This is a genomic window from Paenibacillus sp. A3M_27_13 (assembly GCF_024213315.1).
In the GTDB taxonomy this organism is placed as follows: Bacteria; Bacillota; Bacilli; order Paenibacillales; family Paenibacillaceae; genus Paenibacillus; species Paenibacillus polymyxa_B.
The window spans coordinates 33,284-52,613 of the sequence record NZ_JANAVE010000006.1 but is presented as its reverse complement, the minus strand read 5'-3'; the positions used below and the strand labels follow the sequence as shown (position 1 = coordinate 52,613).

Annotated in this window: 22 protein-coding genes, 1 rRNA gene, 1 pseudogene and 1 other annotated feature; of the genes and pseudogenes, 21 read left to right on the top strand and 3 right to left on the bottom strand. The window is 38.8% G+C overall.

Annotated features, from left to right (window positions below; all coding sequences use genetic code 11):
* The first annotated feature begins 35 nt into the window (after positions 1 to 35).
* The 4 genes from NLX82_RS19445 (at position 36) to NLX82_RS19430 (ending at position 3,237) form a co-directional block, all read left to right on the top strand.
* A complete protein-coding gene (locus NLX82_RS19445) occupies positions 36 to 1,454 on the top strand; it encodes a transcriptional regulator (RefSeq protein WP_254348804.1) in 1,419 nt (472 codons plus the stop codon).
* Between the two features lie 476 nt (positions 1,455 to 1,930).
* Positions 1,931 to 2,542, top strand: coding sequence for a DUF4258 domain-containing protein (locus tag NLX82_RS19440; RefSeq protein WP_254348803.1), 612 nt, complete (start codon positions 1,931 to 1,933; stop codon positions 2,540 to 2,542).
* A 13-nt stretch (positions 2,543 to 2,555) separates the two neighbouring features.
* Entirely contained in the window at positions 2,556 to 2,951 is a 396-nt protein-coding gene (locus tag NLX82_RS19435; RefSeq protein WP_076158291.1) for a hypothetical protein, read from the top strand.
* Between the two features lie 97 nt (positions 2,952 to 3,048).
* Positions 3,049 to 3,237, top strand: a complete 189-nt coding sequence (locus tag NLX82_RS19430) for a hypothetical protein (RefSeq protein ID WP_254348802.1) — start codon at positions 3,049 to 3,051, stop codon at positions 3,235 to 3,237.
* 70 nt (positions 3,238 to 3,307) lie between these two features.
* On the opposite strand, the gene NLX82_RS19425 is transcribed toward NLX82_RS19430, so the two are convergent.
* Positions 3,308 to 4,207, bottom strand: a complete 900-nt coding sequence (locus tag NLX82_RS19425) for a discoidin domain-containing protein (RefSeq protein WP_254348801.1) — start codon at positions 4,205 to 4,207, stop codon at positions 3,308 to 3,310.
* A 232-nt stretch (positions 4,208 to 4,439) separates the two neighbouring features.
* Here NLX82_RS19425 and NLX82_RS19420 point away from each other — a divergent pair, with 232 nt between their 5' ends.
* The 5 genes from NLX82_RS19420 to NLX82_RS27795 all read left to right on the top strand — a co-directional run bounded on the left by NLX82_RS19420 (position 4,440) and on the right by NLX82_RS27795 (position 8,167).
* Positions 4,440 to 4,868 (top strand): NucA/NucB deoxyribonuclease domain-containing protein, encoded by a 429-nt coding sequence (locus NLX82_RS19420; protein ID WP_254348800.1) that lies wholly within the window; start codon positions 4,440 to 4,442, stop codon positions 4,866 to 4,868.
* Positions 4,869 to 5,041: 173 nt separating this feature from the next.
* Positions 5,042 to 6,175, top strand: coding sequence for a fibronectin type III domain-containing protein (locus NLX82_RS19415; RefSeq protein WP_254348799.1), 1,134 nt, complete (start codon positions 5,042 to 5,044; stop codon positions 6,173 to 6,175).
* Between the two features lie 252 nt (positions 6,176 to 6,427).
* Entirely contained in the window at positions 6,428 to 7,570 is a 1,143-nt protein-coding gene (locus NLX82_RS19410; protein ID WP_254348798.1) for a hypothetical protein, read from the top strand.
* Positions 7,571 to 7,584: 14 nt separating this feature from the next.
* Positions 7,585 to 7,974, top strand: a complete 390-nt coding sequence (locus tag NLX82_RS19405) for a hypothetical protein (protein WP_254348797.1) — start codon at positions 7,585 to 7,587, stop codon at positions 7,972 to 7,974.
* Positions 7,975 to 8,083: 109 nt separating this feature from the next.
* The gene (locus tag NLX82_RS27795) at positions 8,084 to 8,167 is read left to right on the top strand and encodes a putative holin-like toxin (RefSeq protein ID WP_277813538.1); all 84 of its coding nucleotides are present in this window, start codon (positions 8,084 to 8,086) and stop codon (positions 8,165 to 8,167) included.
* Between the two features lie 217 nt (positions 8,168 to 8,384).
* On the opposite strand, the gene NLX82_RS19400 is transcribed toward NLX82_RS27795, so the two are convergent.
* The gene (locus NLX82_RS19400) at positions 8,385 to 8,984 is read right to left on the bottom strand and encodes a YgdI/YgdR family lipoprotein (protein ID WP_254348796.1); all 600 of its coding nucleotides are present in this window, start codon (positions 8,982 to 8,984) and stop codon (positions 8,385 to 8,387) included.
* 151 nt (positions 8,985 to 9,135) lie between these two features.
* Here NLX82_RS19400 and NLX82_RS19395 point away from each other — a divergent pair, with 151 nt between their 5' ends.
* From NLX82_RS19395 to NLX82_RS19365, 8 genes and pseudogenes are all read left to right on the top strand, one after another.
* Entirely contained in the window at positions 9,136 to 9,471 is a 336-nt protein-coding gene (locus tag NLX82_RS19395) for a YolD-like family protein (protein WP_254328682.1), read from the top strand.
* Positions 9,472 to 9,584: 113 nt separating this feature from the next.
* Positions 9,585 to 10,652, top strand: coding sequence for a thermonuclease family protein (locus tag NLX82_RS19390; protein ID WP_254348795.1), 1,068 nt, complete (start codon positions 9,585 to 9,587; stop codon positions 10,650 to 10,652).
* Between the two features lie 26 nt (positions 10,653 to 10,678).
* Positions 10,679 to 12,142 (top strand): NUDIX domain-containing protein, encoded by a 1,464-nt coding sequence (locus tag NLX82_RS19385; protein ID WP_254348794.1) that lies wholly within the window; start codon positions 10,679 to 10,681, stop codon positions 12,140 to 12,142.
* A gap of 42 nt (positions 12,143 to 12,184) precedes the next feature.
* Positions 12,185 to 12,424 (top strand) — a sequence feature (23S ribosomal RNA rRNA prediction is too short).
* A gap of 93 nt (positions 12,425 to 12,517) precedes the next feature.
* Positions 12,518 to 12,634, top strand: a 5S ribosomal RNA gene (gene rrf / locus NLX82_RS19380).
* Positions 12,635 to 12,888: 254 nt separating this feature from the next.
* Positions 12,889 to 13,346: pseudogene (locus NLX82_RS19375) on the top strand (hypothetical protein).
* 171 nt (positions 13,347 to 13,517) lie between these two features.
* Positions 13,518 to 13,649 carry a hypothetical protein gene (locus NLX82_RS27615; RefSeq protein WP_302055899.1) on the top strand — a complete coding sequence of 44 codons (132 nt, stop codon included), beginning with the start codon at positions 13,518 to 13,520 and terminating at the stop codon, positions 13,647 to 13,649.
* Between the two features lie 261 nt (positions 13,650 to 13,910).
* Positions 13,911 to 14,591, top strand: a complete 681-nt coding sequence (locus tag NLX82_RS19370; RefSeq protein WP_254348793.1) for an SOS response-associated peptidase — start codon at positions 13,911 to 13,913, stop codon at positions 14,589 to 14,591.
* 837 nt (positions 14,592 to 15,428) lie between these two features.
* Entirely contained in the window at positions 15,429 to 15,902 is a 474-nt protein-coding gene (locus NLX82_RS19365; protein WP_254348792.1) for a hypothetical protein, read from the top strand.
* 631 nt (positions 15,903 to 16,533) lie between these two features.
* On the opposite strand, the gene NLX82_RS19360 is transcribed toward NLX82_RS19365, so the two are convergent.
* Positions 16,534 to 16,719: a hypothetical protein gene (locus tag NLX82_RS19360; RefSeq protein ID WP_254348791.1), complete on the bottom strand. Its 186-nt coding sequence runs from the start codon at positions 16,717 to 16,719 to the stop codon at positions 16,534 to 16,536.
* 1,086 nt (positions 16,720 to 17,805) lie between these two features.
* Between NLX82_RS19360 and NLX82_RS19355 the strand changes: the two genes are divergently transcribed.
* The 4 genes from NLX82_RS19355 (at position 17,806) to NLX82_RS19345 (ending at position 18,994) form a co-directional block, all read left to right on the top strand.
* Positions 17,806 to 17,955: a hypothetical protein gene (locus NLX82_RS19355; protein ID WP_254348790.1), complete on the top strand. Its 150-nt coding sequence runs from the start codon at positions 17,806 to 17,808 to the stop codon at positions 17,953 to 17,955.
* A 216-nt stretch (positions 17,956 to 18,171) separates the two neighbouring features.
* On the top strand, positions 18,172 to 18,306 hold the full coding sequence (locus tag NLX82_RS27790) for a hypothetical protein (RefSeq protein WP_367995889.1): 135 nt from the start codon (positions 18,172 to 18,174) through the stop codon (positions 18,304 to 18,306).
* A gap of 155 nt (positions 18,307 to 18,461) precedes the next feature.
* Complete coding sequence (locus tag NLX82_RS27785) at positions 18,462 to 18,809, top strand: condensation domain-containing protein (protein ID WP_367995888.1); 348 nt, start codon at positions 18,462 to 18,464, stop codon at positions 18,807 to 18,809.
* Positions 18,806 to 18,994: a hypothetical protein gene (locus NLX82_RS19345; RefSeq protein WP_254348788.1), complete on the top strand. Its 189-nt coding sequence runs from the start codon at positions 18,806 to 18,808 to the stop codon at positions 18,992 to 18,994. Before NLX82_RS27785 ends, NLX82_RS19345 begins: the two co-directional genes overlap by 4 nt.
* Positions 18,995 to 19,330: the final 336 nt, after the last annotated feature.

Sequence of the window (19,330 nt, the reverse complement as noted above, 5' to 3'; positions counted from 1 at the left end):
AGTTTTGGAATTTCTGTATGAAGGGTGGATATGACATGAAGCATACACCTACGATTCGAGCAGAATTAGATAGATACCTACAACAAGAAGGTTTAAGCATGACGGAGTTTGGACATATAGCAGGCATGAATAGGGGAGCGGTAAGCGCCATTGTGTCAGGGAATAAGTCTATGTCTATTAACCAGCTTGACCTAATTACTGGGGCTATGGGCTTACCAGAAGGTCACTTTTATGATCTGTTTATAGAAAACTTTATCATCGACCATCCCCCGAATATGAGGCGAATCGAGCCGTTTTTGTTTCGCTGTGCGGAGTTGGGCAAGTTGGATGCAATCCGTCGAGTAGTGGGAGCCATCATGGATAATCTACTGTATTCGCCTAAGCTATTTGAAATTGCAGAAGGATTGTTGGCGCAGGGAAAAAATGCGGCTGCATTCTTACTCTATGAGGGAGTAGCTGAAACGGAGAGATATCAACATTCTGAACGTTTGGCAGTCTGCCAATATCGCATATTCACGATTCAGATTGGAGACGATCAAAGCCGTAACATAGGGACAGCAGCGGTGTTTGAAGCTTTTGTGGAACGCCTTGATGAACTAGACCAGCTAGACGCATTGAAGGACTTGGCTAATGTGTATCGTTCATTGCGTAAGTGGGACAAGGTAGAAGAAATGGCAAGGAAAATGAGAGATAAAGCGGAAATCCAATATACTTTGAAATATCAACAGAACGGCCGAGAACATACTGAATCTACTAATGAGCTAAGCCGTCCCTTATTTGTGTACATCGCTTATGCACATTTGTTGTGTGCCAATGCATGTGAAGAGCTGGGTGATTATAAGCAGGCATTGCATTATACATATGCCTACTCCAATTTAGAATGGGTTAGAGAGACCGACGGGGATACCCAACACTGGATCGGTTTGTTTAAACACTGGTCACAAGCTAATATACTTGCATATAGGCTTTTATCTGGTGATATAAGTGTGCTTCATGAATATCTAAACTATATTGATGAATCGTCAGATGCAATTCAAGAAGATAGGGTCACTCAACTACTTAACATTATGATAGCGGCTAACCGTTATAAGCTGGATTTAAATGATATACTTGAACGATTTGAAACTGAGATTGCCTCTTTTTCTCAGCGACCATCATCAGATGATATGTATACCCAGCAAGTGATACCAGACTACTCGGCACTGTGTGGATATGAATTGGCTTATTATTATTTAAGTCATGGGATATACGATGATGGCTTTAATCATTTGTTTAGTGCAATGGTAAAAGCGCATATACTAAATAATGAGACATATTTTATAAATTGTATGGGGTTGTTTGTGCGTTTCAAAGCCCATGCGGTTCCTGAAACCAAAACAGAGTTTTACAATCTCATTGAAAAGGTGTGGTTAAACAATGTTGAAAAAAGTGGTAATGTTGATCGTTGCGAGTAGTTTTTTGTTTACCTTAACTGTACCTATTTATCTGTACAGCCATAATGAGGGATTTCAAATCTTTGCAACACATGGAGGCGCTTAAACGTAAGTAAAGCAAATCTCCGCTAACCTTAATTGGTTGGCGGAGATTTTTTTACTTGTAGGAATTACCACACCGTTCACCGAATGAATTATCGAGGTGATCAGCATGAACCAACATATTTTGTTTACAAAATCATCCGGATAATTATGCTGATAACAACACATACGGAAACACTGTTGTTTAATCCGAAAGCATTGGTAACACCCGACAGCTAAGCTAGTCGGTTGTTTTGTGCATTTCTACAATTAAATTCAATAAATAAAGTTCAAAAATATGTTAAAATTTCAAGTGTAAAAAAGAGCATAATTGTATAATAATTCAAGTTGTATTATTATTGTAAATATTGGTTGGCCAACCATACTTGTTAAAAATAAAACATAGAGGTGCTAACTTGAAGAGAATAGCTAAGTATTTTGCCGCAATTTTATCCGTTATTTTATTATTTAATATTTTTGGTTTGACTGCAACTTCAGCTGAAGAAATCACTCATCAGTCTGAAGAAGTTACTGAGGAATATGACAGACAATTGGATAAAGTGTATGAAGAATACAAGGAAAATCAGTCTGGCATTCAATCTGAATTTGATCAAAATCACATTACTCCGTTTGCAGCTCAACCAGCATCAATTGGTCATATAATTAAGTTTACAATACAACAACTTTTCAAAAGAGGTAGTTCTGTTGCTGTTCAAACCACTACAAGAAATGTTATAACAAACTTAACTAAACATGCCATTGAAGAAGCTATTAAAGATGGAATTACTACTCTTATGATTGACAATCTGCTTGAAGGCAAAGCATCCGGTATGCGAGCAGTTGAAAAATATGTTGATATTCAAACAGGAGCTCGTGTTGTCTATGATCCTAATAATAAAATAATAGCCATTTTGGATAATAGCGCGAATGATGTAATCACAATTTATAGCGATAACGGTAAGGACACTATTAATTATCGAGTAAATGTGAAAAAACGTTGGTTTAAGTCTATGTGGAATTTTAAATAAAGAGGAGAGAACAATGGCTATTCTTAAAGACAAAAATGAAGAAGGGACATGTGTTGAATTTACATTCAAATATCATATCCCGGGTGAACGTGAAGGGTGTCAGCTCAATTTTAAATACTTCAAATCGGATAAAAAGATATATGATTTGGATTTTGGGTGGACAAATATCACTGTTAAGAATTATATTGAAGCCACTTCGCAATTCCCCGTAAAAAGTTTAAATGGATCGTATTCATCATTCGAGAAAGATCTTTATGAGTTAAACTGGGAAGAGGTTGACTCGGGCACCCTATACAAGCTGAATTTTTACGGTTCTCAACAAGATTTCTGTCTTTTTGCTACTAAAGAAGCAATAAGACAGTTCGGTGTCGATTTGCAGGCGGATTGGGATCAGGCTCCATTACATTAAACTTAAAATTAAGGCTCGCTAGGTAACTGGCGAGTCTATTTTTGTCGTTGGAGGAATTACCACATTATTCATCGAATAAATGACCGAGGTGATCAGCATGAACCATACATATAAAGTGTTAAAGTTGGATATCGAACTATTTGCAGCTGCATTAAACCAGGTAAGAGTATATGTAGTCCAGCCGTTGGGTGAGGATTTGATAGATATTGTGGATTATGGTGGAGTAGTAGAGAAGATTACACCGGAAGCTATCAAGATTAATGGATCTTATTTCTTTCGTAAGTAGTTTGAATTTAGAGTAGATGTGAAAAAGGACTCCGCTGGTATGTAACCAGTATGGAGTCCTATGTTGTTTATTATTTAGTTGAATACTCGCTTACTTCAAATGTGAGTATCTTGTTGAAGATTACGTAGTCTTTACGGTTACTGTATGGACCTTTGTTGTTGTTGTGCTTATCAATGGCATAAGATGCTGTACCAGATCCAGATTGTTTACCTTCATACCAAGTGATGAAAGGGTTTACTTCTTTCATGCTCAGGTCGAATTCCTTCTCCAACCCTGTATCCAGTGTCACAACCAAAATTGCGCGGTCACCTGTTGGTTGTGTTGGTTCGGTTGGATCAGTAGGATTAGACGGATCAGGATTAGGGCTCGGTGTTGGATCTACAGGATCAGGAGTTTGAGTTGCAGGGTCGTAACCCCACATTTCCATTTCATGAACGGACAGATTGACATCCTTGCCAGTAGCTCCGTTATTTTTAGCAATATTTATTTTGTAGGTTTTAAATTGGTCTTTATTATTAAGTGAGAACTCATTAGCTCCAGAAGTAAAAATATAATTAGATTTATCATCGAGAACGGTCCATGTTACTCCGTCGTTGGATCCCTCAAAAGTCCAGGTATTAGGCATATCTTTACCAGCATCTGGTGGATTGCTAGTGGAGTAGCCTCCATAATAAAGAACATATTTAGTGACAATTTGCGGAGTTGAAAACTCATAAGCGAGCCACCCATTCTTAGGGGACGTTCCCCAGGCAGTATAATTTCCAGCCGTGCTATAGTTCGGCTTTCCATCAAATGCTTTATATCCTTCGAGACCGCTGTATGCGGCACTATAGGTGACTTTACCTGAAGGGCTAGTATTTGACGTCATTTTAGATATTAGACTGGTTGCTTCTGGGGTCGCGGCATGCGTTACTTGTGCAAACCAAGGAAGTAAGAATAGAGAAAGTAGAATCGGTAATAGTCTTTTCATGGATATTCCCCTTTTTGTTTTATTTGCTCAGTAATCATACAAACAATAAAAAGGAATATATAAACAATTATGTCTATATATTTAAAATAAAGTTTAATAGCGAATTTTAATTTTCACTCTCTCAAGTTCTCCATAACTAGAAGGTCTTTTTTGTTTTGCAACAAGTTATGCGATACTTCGACATGACTCTCCAATTAGTATAGAGAAGATTTAAATACTATGGAGGTGTCGTATGGTAAAAGGATTTGTAAGAGGATTAATTGTATTTTTACTAGCTGCTATTTTCTCGGTACAAGGCGTCTATGCTGAACCGACAGCAATCAGTCAACAAGCAGCAGCTGAGTATACGTTGGAGTTCCCAAGCTCACGCTATCCTGAAACCGGAGCACATATCAAAGATGCTATAGCAGTTGGACATTCAGCGGTATGTACAATTGATAGGGATGGAGCTGAGGAAAACAGGAAAGAGTCTCTAAAGGGTTATCCGACTAAAAAAGGATATGACCGCGATGAATGGCCAATGGCAATGTGTGCTGAAGGTGGCGCAGGCGCTGATATTCGATACATAACCCCTAGTGATAACCGGGGAGCAGGATCATGGGTAAGTCATCAGTTAGATAAGTATACTGATGGTACAAAGGTAAGATTCATAGTGAAATAAAGATATGGGACTCTACTAGCCAAGCGCCAGTAGAGTCTTTTTCATACCCAATAAAAAATAAATATGCAAATATTTAGATTATATTTATAGATCAGCAAGTTTATGTTTAGACAATGTAAGAGTGTTAATTTATCTTTATGGATATAGAAGATATTCATGGGGGGCTAATAATCATGTCAAAGAAATTCTTGGCTACGGTTTTATCTTTTTTTCTAATTAGTATCATGTTACTACCGTCAGCTACACATGCAGCAACATTGAACAAAACAGTTGAGGGAATGCTTGGGTTTTCACCACCATATGGAACCATTGCAAAAGCTAGTAGCAGTTACCTTGATTACATTGCTGAAAAATCAATTGATGGGAGCATTCAAACGTATTGGAACGCCGGGACATACAAAGGAAATATAGAATTAAAATTTCCTAGTGCTATAGAATTAAATTTCGTCCATATTACTACTGCTGCACAGCCAGTAAGAGAAGTTTCATACACTATCTACGGGCTAGAAGGTGAAAAGTGGGTTAAAATAAGCGATCAAGTGACTCATTCTCTAAAAGCTACATATACAACACCACCCCCTATTAAGGTGAAGCAGGGTGCATATGATGGTATAAGAATTGAGGCAGACGGTGGTTCATCTTGGTTAGCATTTAACGAGATCACTTTGGGAACGTTTGAAACCATAGATCTTACAGGTCAGCCACAGAATGGATCTGCTAAGTTGAACTGGAATACAATTAAAGAAGCTACGAACTACAAAATTAATTATGGAACCCAGCCCAATAAATATTCTGATTCAATCTCTGTAGAAAAAGATACAAAAGGTAACCTTGTCATTCCAAATTTGACGAACGGGACGACTTACTACTTTCAAGTAGTAGCTATTTTTAATGGAGTCGAGACTGTTATTTCTAATGAAGTAGCTGTTACACCAAATGAGCCTCAAACAACTGAGCCGACAACTCCGGGTAATCCTTCTACGGGAGAGCCAAGCAAACCAAGCGAGCCTGGTACAACAAAACCTGATGAACCATCGACTGGTGGGGCTACTAATCCTCAATCACCATCAGGTAACCGTGCAATTCTGGTAGTTACCATGACTACTGGCTTGGAGAAGGAATTTGACCTAAGCATGAAAGAGGTCAATGACTTTATCGCTTGGTATGAGGGCAAGCAGGCTGGTTCTGGATCGGCTTCATATGCAATCAACAAGCACGATAACAACAAAGGCCCATTCAGCAGCCGTAAGAATTACATGTTGTATGATCGTATCTTAACGTTTGAAGTAAGTGAATACTCTAAATAAGTAAAAAGCTCTGCTAACCTAATTGGTCGGCAGAGCTTTTATCGTTTCTAACAGGTCTGTGTTAGCTAGCATATATTTCGTTTTAGCTTCTTCATATAATTTGCTGAGGTTACGAAACTCTATTGTCGTCCTTTACCATGTTGAAAATATGTTTACTATTTAATATTTTTCCTATATATTAATATTTGGAAATTAGTTTTTCACATATATTTCCTACAAAACTAGATTGAATTAACAGAGGAGATTATTTCAATGAGCATTTCATTAAGAATAGAACGCAATTCCGGTGGTGAACCAATCGAGTTTGTAAAAGGCGAGATCATTGGCTTTACTTATAAGAATAATAGTTCTATAAATCTTTCAGCTAAGTCTCCAAACTTGACTCATTCGCTACATATTCGAAGTAAAATTCCGCTTCATTCGCTTCCTTCTGTTGTAGACAATGCGGATAGTTCCAACATGCTGTATACATGGGCAAACACAGAATATAAACCTGATAGTGAGGATTACTATCGCAAATGTAATATCCAAATCGTTAGAAATGAAAACACAATCCGAGATATTACGTTTACACACGCTTATGTAGTTAAGTATCAAGAACAGATTGATACCAGTAAAGAGATCCTTGAGTTTGAACTTGTTCTAAAACAAAAAGAAGATCAATTGGGAAAAATTCAATACACTCCTCAGGTAGAACCTAAGGAAACAAGAGAAAAGGATCAGTCTGATGTCTCGCAAAAAGTGCTGGAAGGCGCATATAGTAAGAATATGTTAGTGTATGCAGGAAATAATACTTTTCCGTTTGAAAATCCGATGGTAGAACTAGAAAAGACTTGGGTGCGAGGCGTAGAGAAGGTAAAAGATTCGACAGACACTGTAATACATTATCCTGATCGTAAAGCATTTATATTAGTAGCTGTTCCTATAGCTCGAAAGAAGTACGGGGACATCACAGCCAATTTACTTAAACATTCACTTGAGTACAAACCAGGAAATTTAAACTTTAACGAATGGTCATATGAGGCGCAGCAAGTTAAAAAATCTAAAGAGCACATCGCAATAGTTAATGATGAAGTCAAAAAAGCTAATGCTAAAAAAGTTAAAAGTTTTTCTTATAATGGATCTGAGCAATTAGAAAGTGATAGAGATTTATATAATGCTTTTCACAAAATGAAGTACAAAATAGATGGAACATATGTAAACGGGCAATGGAAAATTACTACAACGTATTCTGATGTCTATAATTTTGAGTATAATTTTAAGCAAATGTTTACTGGGAACAACAAACTTGGTTGGGCTGCAGCAAACCTAACAAATTTAATGGAATCATGGGGAACACTAAATGAGTATACGTCTTATGTAACAGTAACTGATACAAGAAAAGCTTGGAAGTGAGGTGTGAATTGCAGATGAAGCGTAGATATATCTTTATTTTGATCTTGATCTCTCTACTAGTTATAACTACTACTCTAATTTTCCTGGTGAATTCCGGGGATAATACGAAGTATAAATACCCATCAGGCAAAGATACCGTAGAATATTTTGGTGACGGGACTTTTCAAATTTTGAGAGGGGGGCCGCAAGACCCTTTAATACTTTATAATCATCTTGCTGATCCACTAGAAAAAGCTGTTGATAATATTGTGTCATATAAGATAAAAAAAAATATCGTCTATGTGGTTGGGGAAAATGGCTTCATTAAATTAGATTCAAGTACCAACAAGTACGAGCAAAAGAAACGGATTACCGACTTTACTTCCAAAGATAGAGAGATATTTAATAAATTAATGGAAAAATAGAAGGCAAGTCTCCGGACCTACCTAGGGCTTGTTTGTGGTATAATCTGGATTGTGCGACAAAACGGCTATAAAGGGCGGTCGGCTAATCTCCCGGAAGGGAGGTGATGCCATGGAAGTTAAAGACGCGCTAATGTTGATGATTCAATTCGCAACGTTGGTGATCCTGATACTTTCTTTCCATAAAAGGAAATAGACCGCTCTGGTGAGGAACCGGTCTATTTCTGGATCAAACCTCAATTGCTGACCGCTCTTATAGCGGTAAGTCGTACAGGGGAGCGGTGGTAGCCGTTCCCCTTTTCTATTCTTATGTTATCATATTCATTTTATACAGGCAATGGAATTACCTCTGTTGACAATAGTCATAATGGTTATAGAAATATTAAAACCCCGGATTGCTCCGGGGTTGTTTTTTATCTGATCGTATATTCGTAAACTTTATCCTGAATCTTTATCTCTGCTTTTAATGGTTTATCACTTTTAGCCACCTCATTGGGTATCTCTGAAAGATAGTACAGTGTTCCCATTTTAAGTGGGTCTACGCTGGTTATGTTGGTGTAAGTAAAGTCTTCACCACCACGTTCCTCAATAGTGCTGAATGTATCATAATCATATTTGTTATCGAATTTCAGGTTTACTTCCGCTATTTTATCCGCTTTAATCCCTTCTGCCCCAAGATTTTTGGCTTTAATGATTAGAGCAAAGAAGGTGGAGTCTGTTTCTTTGGATTCGTATAGTGTGTGGAAGTCTCCCGGTTTAGAGGGTTCGATTTTTTTCGAAATCTTATTTCCCATTACTGTTATATCAGCGAAATCTTGTATTGTAAGTGTCTCGCCCTTTTTAATGGGTGTAACCGTATCTTCTTGCTTTTGTTCCACCGGTGCTGCTGGTGCGGCAGTATTCGTTGGCGTAGTAGCTGGTTTGGTGTCATTTGTTGTGGCAGTTTGTTTAGGCGAGCAAGCTGCAAGCGTTAGAAACGCGGCAGCCACCAATATGCCTGTTACAATTTTCATATTATCCCCCTGATTTTGTATTTTCGTATAGTCTATCAGACCTAGGAATATTTTTCTAGGACAAAAGTTTTGGATTCGGCATACAAAAAGCCTTGTCTAGAACATATGTTCGGAATATAATTTCTACATTACACATCAGGAGGCTGTATACATGGGAAAGAAACTTGAGGGCAATGGATTATGGGAAAGCAGTCGGATAATCATCCCTGAACATAAGGAAGCATACCTAAAGCTTATGAAAGATCGCCAACGGCGTGGTAAGCCTGAACTTGATGATCAAGAAATGCAGCTAATTGAGCAGGTGCTCATAGTCTCTTACAACACACGTCAACCTATATCGATAGTGGTTTTTAGTCCGTTCGATGACGAAGAACTCACAGGTGTAATCACGTCTATAAATACTGCTCGCAGGGAAGTAAAACTGTTTCGTGGCGAGGATGATTTTAGTTGGATCAAGTTGGAGGATATCATTTTAGCAAGTATCTAGCAGATAACTCTAGAGAATAGTAAAATATCCGTGCGATTTTTGTAATAAAAGTATATATATTGGAAAATATTCATGGTATATTTATCCTAGAACTAAATACCTAGGGGGATATCATGAGAAGTAATGGAAAGGGAATAATCATAGGAATTATCTTTGCAGTAATTGTAGCTGTTGCGATTATTAAGTATTTAGGATTGCTTATTATAGCAGGAGGGCTTGGCTACTGGGGGTATAAAAAATATCAGAATGCTAAGAGAGCAAATCAAAAAAGTAAACTAGCCATAGTTTTATTTTCACTTGCCGGAATTTTCTTTCTAGCATTCATCGGCAATCTGTCTAATGTTAAGCAGCAGGATTTAGCGAATAAAGCACCAGCTGTCCCAGCTAAAGTAGAACAAACTTCTGTGGTACCTACTACAACTAAATCTGAGCAAACTTCAAACATTGTTTCTACCTCAGCATCTAACGAAAAGGCGGATTCTGAACAACCAAAACGTATTCCTATAACTTTAATAGCGGGAACGGATGGAGATACATTTAAAGCATCAGTTCAAGGGAAAGAGGAAAAGATTCGACTACTCCTAGTGGATACACCTGAAAGTGTAAAACAGGGTACACCGGTTCAACCGTTTGCAAAAGAAGCTTCTGCTTTTACTCTAAAGCAATTAAAGCAAGGTAACCTTTCCCTAGAGCTTGATGTTTCAGAACGAGATAAGTATGGTCGTCTACTTGGTTATGTATGGGTTGGAGATAAGATGTTGAATGAAATGTTAATCGAGAAAGGTTATGCTCGGGTGGCCTACATAAATCCTCCAAACGTTAAATATGTCGATCAATTCAAGGAGATTCAAGCTACTGCTCAAAAGAGTGGAACAGGCATCTGGAGTATTGAAAACTATGCGCAAGAAGATGGATTCAATCAGAAGGCAGTTCAAAAGGCAACTGCAAAGACTGAATCTAAAAGTAATGACTCAAGTGTAAAAGAATCTAAGCCTAAAGTAGTTACTCCTAAAAAGGAAGTCGTCCAAACTTATTCTGAACCAAGAGAATCATCAAGAAATGTATACTATAAAAACTGCTCTGCGGTTCGTGCTGCTGGTGCCGATCCAATTTATGAAGGTGAGCCAGGTTACAGTAGAAAGCTGGATCGTGATGGTGACGGTGTGGGATGTGAAAGATAAGAATTTTAGTTAATGGAGAGTGTTATATGTCAAGAATACAACAAGCTATAAACTTTGTTATCCGCGAAGTGGAGGCGCCTGCTCTAGATCATCCTGAACTTGAAAAAGAGTTTAAAAACAAAGTTATACGTTCTAGAACTGTCGTTCGAAATATGAAACGAGTGGGCGATCTTAAAAGATATCTTCAACGTTTTGAAATTGTACAACCTTCAAATTCACCAGGGACAGCGCTATACGAACGGTTTAAAAACCTTGGCTTAGAAACGTACGAAGATTTATATCCTCGTTTTTGTGAAGAGTTTAAGGATGAACTAGATGATGTTACCGTTCTTAACGATTTCGTGATCGGGGCTGACTATACTTCATGGGATATATCCATACTTGCTCGTACTTATGATCCACAGTCAGGTATTTATCTTATTGGTAATAATGATAGATTACAGGCTATCTTCATAAAATCAACTTTCTCAGATGGAAAGTATCCGAATGAATGGATTGTAGAGAATGAAAAGATAAAATATTATTTCTATAGCTTAAGAGGCAATTTCGATCCAAATTACAAATATAATGCTTCAATAATTAACTCCGCTCAAAACAAGACACCCATATACTTGTTTACCAAAGATGGAACTGTTCTTAATTTGAATGGCTTATATGAGTTTGAATCACACCATTACAACTCTGAAGATGGTTCAAGATGGTTTATCCTGAATAAGTTGAATTCCTTAAATATGCAGAGTTCGGTAACTACAAAAGAATATTTACATGAAGTTGATAAGCAAGTTAGGAAAGCCAAAAGATCCACTGATCAGGATCGTAAAGCTAGGTTAAATAATGCTCCTAAAAAACCCGAAAGTGTACCTGTTATCACAACAGCATATAAAAGAAATCCGGATGTAATTGTTGAAGTTTTAAAGCGAGCTAACGGTATTTGTGAAATATGCTACCAACCTGCGCCATTTCTTAGAGCGAGTGATTTATCTCCATATTTAGAAGTACATCATAAAGTCCCATTGGCAGACGGAGGAGACGATACAGTCGAGAATGCAGTTGCTGTATGCCCCAACTGTCATAGAGAAGAACACTTTGGTGTAAAAGCAAGAATTGTTACTGCTGCTCTTATAGTAGATAGAGGAAAGATACTCATCGCTAAGCGAGGAAAAGGTATGAAGCTTGAGGGGAAATGGGAGTTCCCTGGCGGAAAGCTTGAAGCTGGAGAAAGCTTTGAAGAGTGTTTAAAAAGAGAAATTTATGAAGAGCTAGGAATGCAAATTGATGTTCTTCATCATTATGATGACAGCATCTATAAATACTCTGATGGTGTGATTAGACTAATGGCGTACTGGGCCAAGTGGAATAGCGGCGAAATTAAGGTAAAGGAACATAGTGAGGTTAAATGGATCAATTTTGCCGATTTGAGTTTGTATGAATTTTCTCCAGCTGATGTTCCCTTTATAAACTCATTGCAAAAGATACATCTATTATTCTAAAGATACAATTTCATTCCAGGCTTATCCCCCAAGAGTCCACATCGACGGGGAGGTTTGGCACCTAGATGTCGGCTCATCGCATCCTGGGGCTGAAGTAGGTCCCTCTGCCAGGAACACCGCTGGGTAGCTATGTACGGAAGGGATAAGCGCTGAAAGCATCTAAGCGTGAAGCCCCCTCAAGATGAGATTTCCCAGTATGTAAGACCCCTTGAAGATGACGAGGTAGATAGGTTGGGGGTGGAAGTTCAGTAATGCATGGACTGACCAATACTAATCGGTCGAGGGCTTTTCCTAAGAAAAGGCGCACATGAAGTTTCGGATCCAGTTTTCAGGGTGTAATTCTCTTGAAGATAGAATTTCCAAAGCAGATTCATGTTTGGTGGCGATAGCGGTGGGGTTCCATAAGTACCCACCCCGAACACGATCGTTAAGCCCTCCAGCGCCGATGATACTTGGACCGTAGGGACCTGGGAGAGTAGGACGTTGCCAAGCGCAAGAAAAGAGCACAGCCTTCTGGTAGTGCTCTTTCTGTTGTGATTGATACATGCAAATTTTCGGAGAGAAAATCATTGGGACCGTTTTAACTTATAATTCATACATAATGAAGTACACATCAGAAGATTATGAGACAAGGTAAATTTGTGTTATTAATTGCGTGAATATCTATAAAAAAAAGTACGTGCTTTGTCTTAAAAAAGTATGGTAAGGGGAGTATTAATATTCTATGAATCCAGACAAATTGTATTATGACCTATACGATGAATAGTGAAAAAGAGGATTAGTTGTTTTCACAAGTAAACAAATATCTGAATGGATAGAATTGTACCGCGTGGGAAGTAGATATGTAACCATAGTTAATAGAGATTATTTTGGATTAAATCCTGAATTGGTGGCAGATTTTAAGATACATAATAATTTTTCTGAACAAAGGATTCACTTGGAAACTATACCTCCGGAAAATTCAAAAAAAGATCTTCAATTAGATTCCACGTACGGCAAGGCAGAAACCATAACGCAGATAGAATGCAAATGTGGTGAAAGCTACATTATAAGATCTGCATACAAGAAATTAAAATGGTCCTGTAAGAGATGCAATAGTATTGTTTTCTTAGATCAAAAAAAGGGATTGGTTGAAACTGAAGAGGGAAAGGCATGGTATATGACTAATCAGTACTTTGTTTACCGAAATGCCCCAGGAAGGTGACGACTTCTTTATACTGTTGTTTGTAGTATACCGTTCATACAAAAAACATTGCTAAGAATGGCAATGTCATTCTGTAAAATAACAGGTGTAATCTTCAAAAAACTGGTATAATAGATAAAGACAAAGTAACCGGTGGGAATGACATGGCGAAACCCGAAAGGGGGTGACGCTATGTCATCTCTTGAATTGGCTCTGAAACTTTTAGACGGTATGTTGAAGTTGGTCGGTGTTTTTACTGGCTTGAATACTTTGCATAACGCCTGGAAACAATCGCGTCAAGACAAGAAAAACCACCGGGAATAGGTTGGACGCCTAGCTATCCGGTGGTTTTTCGTCTTCTGATTGAAAACACGCCGTGGTCGCCCACCGGCCTTTGTTAAAGTCACGATGTCTCACCATCGTGGCTTTTTTAATATACGTTCTTTATGTATTCATTATACCACATAAGACCGTTCTGAAAACAGGTTAACAGTATTTTAATGACCCATTATACAATAATATTGTGAAAATTGGTTTGCAGTGGATTGAAATTGTCTACTCTTATAATAAAGGGGGAGTGCCGGAATGTGTGGAAGATTTACGCTTGCAGCTGATAAAAATGATGTAATGGACACTTTTTCGGTAGAGGACATGCACTATGAGCACACACCCAGATACAACATTGCACCATCCCAGACCATTGCTGTAATAAATAATAACAATGGGCGTAGAGTACTTGATGGTTATCGATGGGGACTCGTGCCGCGATGGGCAAAGGACATGAAAATTGGTTTTAGTATGATCAATGCACGAGCTGAAACATTGGATACCAAGCCCGCCTTCCGCAATTTATTGGCCAAGAATCGAGTAGTCATTCCAGCGGATGGATTCTATGAATGGTTGAAAGAGGATGATGGAAAGCAGCCTTATCGTTTTGTACTCAAAGAGCAGGGGGTTTTTGGCTTTGCTGGTCTATATGACGAATGGAAGGATTCGAAAGGAGACATACTTCGCAGCTGCACAATTATCACAACACAACCCAATGAATTGGTACAGTATGTTCATGATCGCATGCCAGTGATTTTGGATAAAGAGGCGGTAGATGAATGGCTGGACCCTGGAATATCAAAAACAGAACATGTATTAGAAATGCTTCGGCCATACCCTGCTGGATTAATGAACTCTTATCCGGTTTCTAAAGCTGTAGGTAATGTTCGATCTACAGATGCAGGTTTGATTGAAGAAGTCCCTATTAACTCTAAGTGAACAGGTTGATACATCATTAGTATGGTAAAATGACACTCCAATTATTGAATTGGAGTTTAATTATATTGTATAATTTTTTTATTACAAGGAAATTTGATTATCTTTTTCGCTCAATATAACGTTGCGATAAAGAGAAGGCCCTGCTTAGCTGTGGCATCTGAATTGAACGTTTTGGAGACTTTTATTTGTGTTCCCACTGAACACTCATAGAGTCTCCTTTTTTGCGTTCACATAAGCAGAGTTGGGCACTTAAAGCCCGTACAATTTGTAGGGTTCAATAGAAGGGGTGATTTGTACGAGGAAATGTCATAGAGTCCACGGGAGTAGAAGAATTAAAGCAATTGCTAACCAATTGTGGAAACAAGTCCGCATGTGAGGAGTGCAATAACATGATTGACAAAAGACAATATGTAATTCATCTAAACGAATCCATCCAGCAATCTATTATTAAGCAGATCCGAAGTAAACTTCATAAAGAGGGATTTTCATAAGCTGAAAATAATGAGGCTGTCGAGAATGATCTTTGTAGCAAATTGAAAGACATTGAATACGTGTTAGGAGGAGATTTTTAATGGAACAATATTATACTCTATTATCTAACCTGCTAAAGCCTATGGAGGACATTTCTAACGCAATTGATCTGGATGATACAAACGAGTTCAAATGACATTTTTGCAGATTTAGATCTATTTAAAATGTCGCTGGATGAACAAATAAATGATTTCAAAGGTAAGCTTGAAAAGTATCAAAGATGTACAATCCAACCCAAAAACGCAAAATCAACCTATTTTTCATTGTATAAAGTAGGGAACAAAACGTTTCAAGGATTTACGCTTGGTGAGCATTGGGACGGATGGAAAACCCCTACTTCACCAAACAGTAAGCTTTAAAAGTTATAACCAAGTATCTGATTTCTTCGAATCTCCTGGAGGTTATTGCTCTGAAAAAGACGCATTTATATTCTCAGAGGATATGGAAGAATACACTGCAACCTATATCTATATTAACGGAGAGCAGACAAAGGTATACCCCATTGGGGGAGGGACATGGGCCTGGCAGGAAGAACCCGAAAAATACTATATGAATATTAACCCTTGTTCAGACGAGTACGCTTATATTTACGCATCAAATGGAAGGGATATGTTAATGGATGAACTGGCGAATCATTGTCCATGGTTTCCCATTACGTATGATCATGCGGAGATCACAAAAGAAGATTATTATAATATTATGAAATTACATGAAAGTGGTTTGGGTAGTTTAGACGCTTATGTTGATACAGTATTAAATAGAGTTTCAAAAGAGGCGTAATTATTTGAATAATAGTTAAATCATAATTGTTAAGCACTGATTAGAAAGTAGAACTTTTTTGCTATATTTTTTATGAGTTACCAGCAGCATAATCCATAACAAAAAACACGGCATACAAATGTCGTGTTTTTTGCATTAAATATTTATAAAAAAGCGAGTCCCTCAACATATTATTTAATAGAGAACCTAAGAGCTCATTGGGCAAAATCTTCTTTAAAACAAAGAGAGTACGCTGAGATGCTTGACTTGTCCAACCAAGGATATCTTCGCTAAAAAGAAGTTGAAATAAATGAGTTATGAGTTTTTTTACATAACCTAATAATTTGTTTTTATGCAGATCAGATTCATAAATAAATGCCTAAATGCGTCTATATGACCGCCAAGATGCTTGAGTTATTAGATTTACGAGTACATGAGTCTGTGAGTCTGTTTATCCGTTTAGATCGTTCTATTGTTTCATTCTCGTCTTTAAGCCATAATCCGTCTTTGAAATAAACGACATCTCCTTCTTTTACCCCCTGTTACACTGCTAATTGGGAACATCTTGTGTCTTTCCTTTGATCTCCCAATGACCGCTATACCATTCCTTAAACCGATCGTTTATCCCTTTCATTTTTTAAAACCAAATTTATTAAGGCATAAATGAGGTTTTACATTGCTTGTGTATGCCGTCTTTGTCAACGACTAATCGATATCCACCATAAAACCTTTTGATGCACGAGATTGGTTGGCCGCTGCCGTCCGTCACGGAGGAAGTGTAAGTCACCTTGTCGTTAGAGACAGGCTTTGGGTTATCAATATCTGCTTCGGCTGTCATCTCTTGTACCCCCAGAAGAAATGGGAGAGGGGGGCGCTGCAGCGGGAGTAGCGGCTCCCGTGGGGATTTCTGGAATCACTTTTCCAGTTGACCAAGGATGCATTTTGAATTTTACAGTTTCAACGTTCGAAAGGCCGATGATGCTGACGTCAATATCAGTTCTGAATACATTAAACCCAAATGTCTTCAAACGATCCAGGACAGTTCTGACGGGTGTCAATGGTTATTATTCTTCCAGACCCTGTTGTATAAACGCGTTGGAGGGAGGTAAGGTCTTGAGGAACTCGGTCGGAATTGATTAACTGGAGTCATGGGACGCCAAATAAACCAAAAATAAGGATAATATATTCTCTTTTTTGCTGTGTAAATAAGTCAAGAAGGATTTTTAATTCAATGCTATTGCGATGAAAACAATAGAAAAATAATTAATAGGTTAATCATTTTAAATTAGCAGGTCGGGTTCATGTTCTGATCGTGAGGTACTAGACGCTTTTTTAATAAGTGTTGCATAAATGAATTTATTTTTTTATTTGACATTATATTGAATACATTTACACAAGATGGTATGTTTTTTTTACATTGATAATGATGAGGATAATAAGGAAGAAGTAGCAACTTAAGAAATGACAAAAATTAATAGTTTCCAATTTCCGGGATACCATATTTAACCTAATTATGGACATTACAAGATGTTAGAGAGGATGTAATAAGGCTATCACACGAACGATTTGGACTAAACACGGAATGAATCTTTAAAAATGTCACAATTGAAGTTGAAATCCTCCCATAAAGTGAGCGATTTTTAAATTGTGAAAAGACGAACTATCCTCCGTCTCCTGACGCATTCGAGCTGGGCAGATAGGTTAGAACGCAGCTAGAGGTCGAAGAAGTTGAACTTCTCCTGAACGGCCAAATCATCGAAAAAATATCGAATGCTGTAGTTGGCGCGAACTCGTTATCCTTGCGGTTACTCACTAGTACATACAGAGGAGTAGTAATTGTAGGACATTAGAACTTCGGTCTAATCCGCAATTTACTTTTGCCATGTACAAAATAATTGAAAGGGGAAGCAGGATGATCGAAAATGTGAAGAATCAACGTCGTTTAGCACAAAAGGAGGAGAGGATTTGGTATATCGAGCGCACGTACCCGAACGGGTTAAAGTTGTCCCTTGTGGCGGTATCTCACCTGTCCGGCACTGTGAACTTGGAGTCGTTCGAACAAGCACTAAACTAGGTGTAGGTCCAACATGAAGCACTCCGTACACGCGTTACTTGGGACAGCGATTCTGATTATCGGCCCCGTATCTCTATGTCGTCAATAAACTGCGCCGTGCGCTTGTTTTTATCGATATATCTGCGGGTAAAGACCCATACAAGCGGTATGATCACTAGTTTGGAAGCGTTTGCTTTGGAGTTCATGCCTTAGCGTGAAGCTGATTTGTGGAACTGCATGCTGCTGAGACTTGAAGACGAGGTTCACTGGGTAATTTTACGTATGCACCATATCATTTCCGATAGGCAGTCAATGCTGCTGTTTCTAAATGACTTGGCGATAATTACGCCCGCATCTTGCTTGATGTTCTGAGTGGGCGGATGCGGAACAGAACCATCAGAAGTCCAAACGGTTTGCCAAAGATCGACAATATTGGCTTGATCAATTCCGTGACTAGCAGCCTGCGGACATCCTGAAGCTAGGTATCCCGCAGGGTGCCTACAGCCCACGGGCATCGCTGCCGATGGATGAAGATCTGCGCCATCTATGCTAATCGTTCCACCCGCAGGGACAAAGAAATGATCGGCATGTTCGTCAGCGCTGTACCCGCCCGTATTCGGATTGATCCCGAGACGGGGCTTCTTGCCTTCCTGAAACGGGTAGCTTTCGAGCAGTTTCGGCATCAACGGTATCCTTACAATCAGCTTGTTCAAGATCTCCGCGCCGTAAGCTCCACCAAAGACACGTATCGACTGTTCGACATCTCGATCCAATACCGAACGTTGGCAGCGATCCCGCTCGGCGAACATGCGCGGCTGGATAACCTGCAGTCGTTGTGCGCGGCGCCGCTGCAAAAGTGCCTTTGTACTGCGTGATCGGGGGCGATGACTGGTTCACGGCGGAATACTTGTCGCAACACGGCAACTGGAAGCTGTCCGCCGATCAGGTCGAACTGTGCGTCATTCCAGGCGCAGGGCATTATTTTAATGAAACGCATGCCGAAGCGCTGGCGCCGTTTTTAAGCCACGGTCGTTCCGAATGTCAAGCTGAGGTCACCTAACAGAGCGCTTAAACGAGGGGAGAGGGGACGCTCGCGCCTCTGTATGCCCAATCTGCTCGCACCTGAGTAATGCTGCCTGAACTGCACAACAGTGAAATTTTTATTCGACATTTTGTGGTTTACTTCTTAAATAAATAGACCTAGATTCTATAATCTTCAATTTGTTTGTATGTCTAACCTCTTTCAAGGCGCTGATTTAGTTCTGGTAGAAAAAGTAATGCTAGACGGTTTTCTTCTTATAGTTCATTTCGATTTTTTACGCTCTTGAGTGATATTAAGAAAATTCACGTTTATCCATATCTAAGAGTGGGACTCTCTCAGCTATTCCTACCGGCG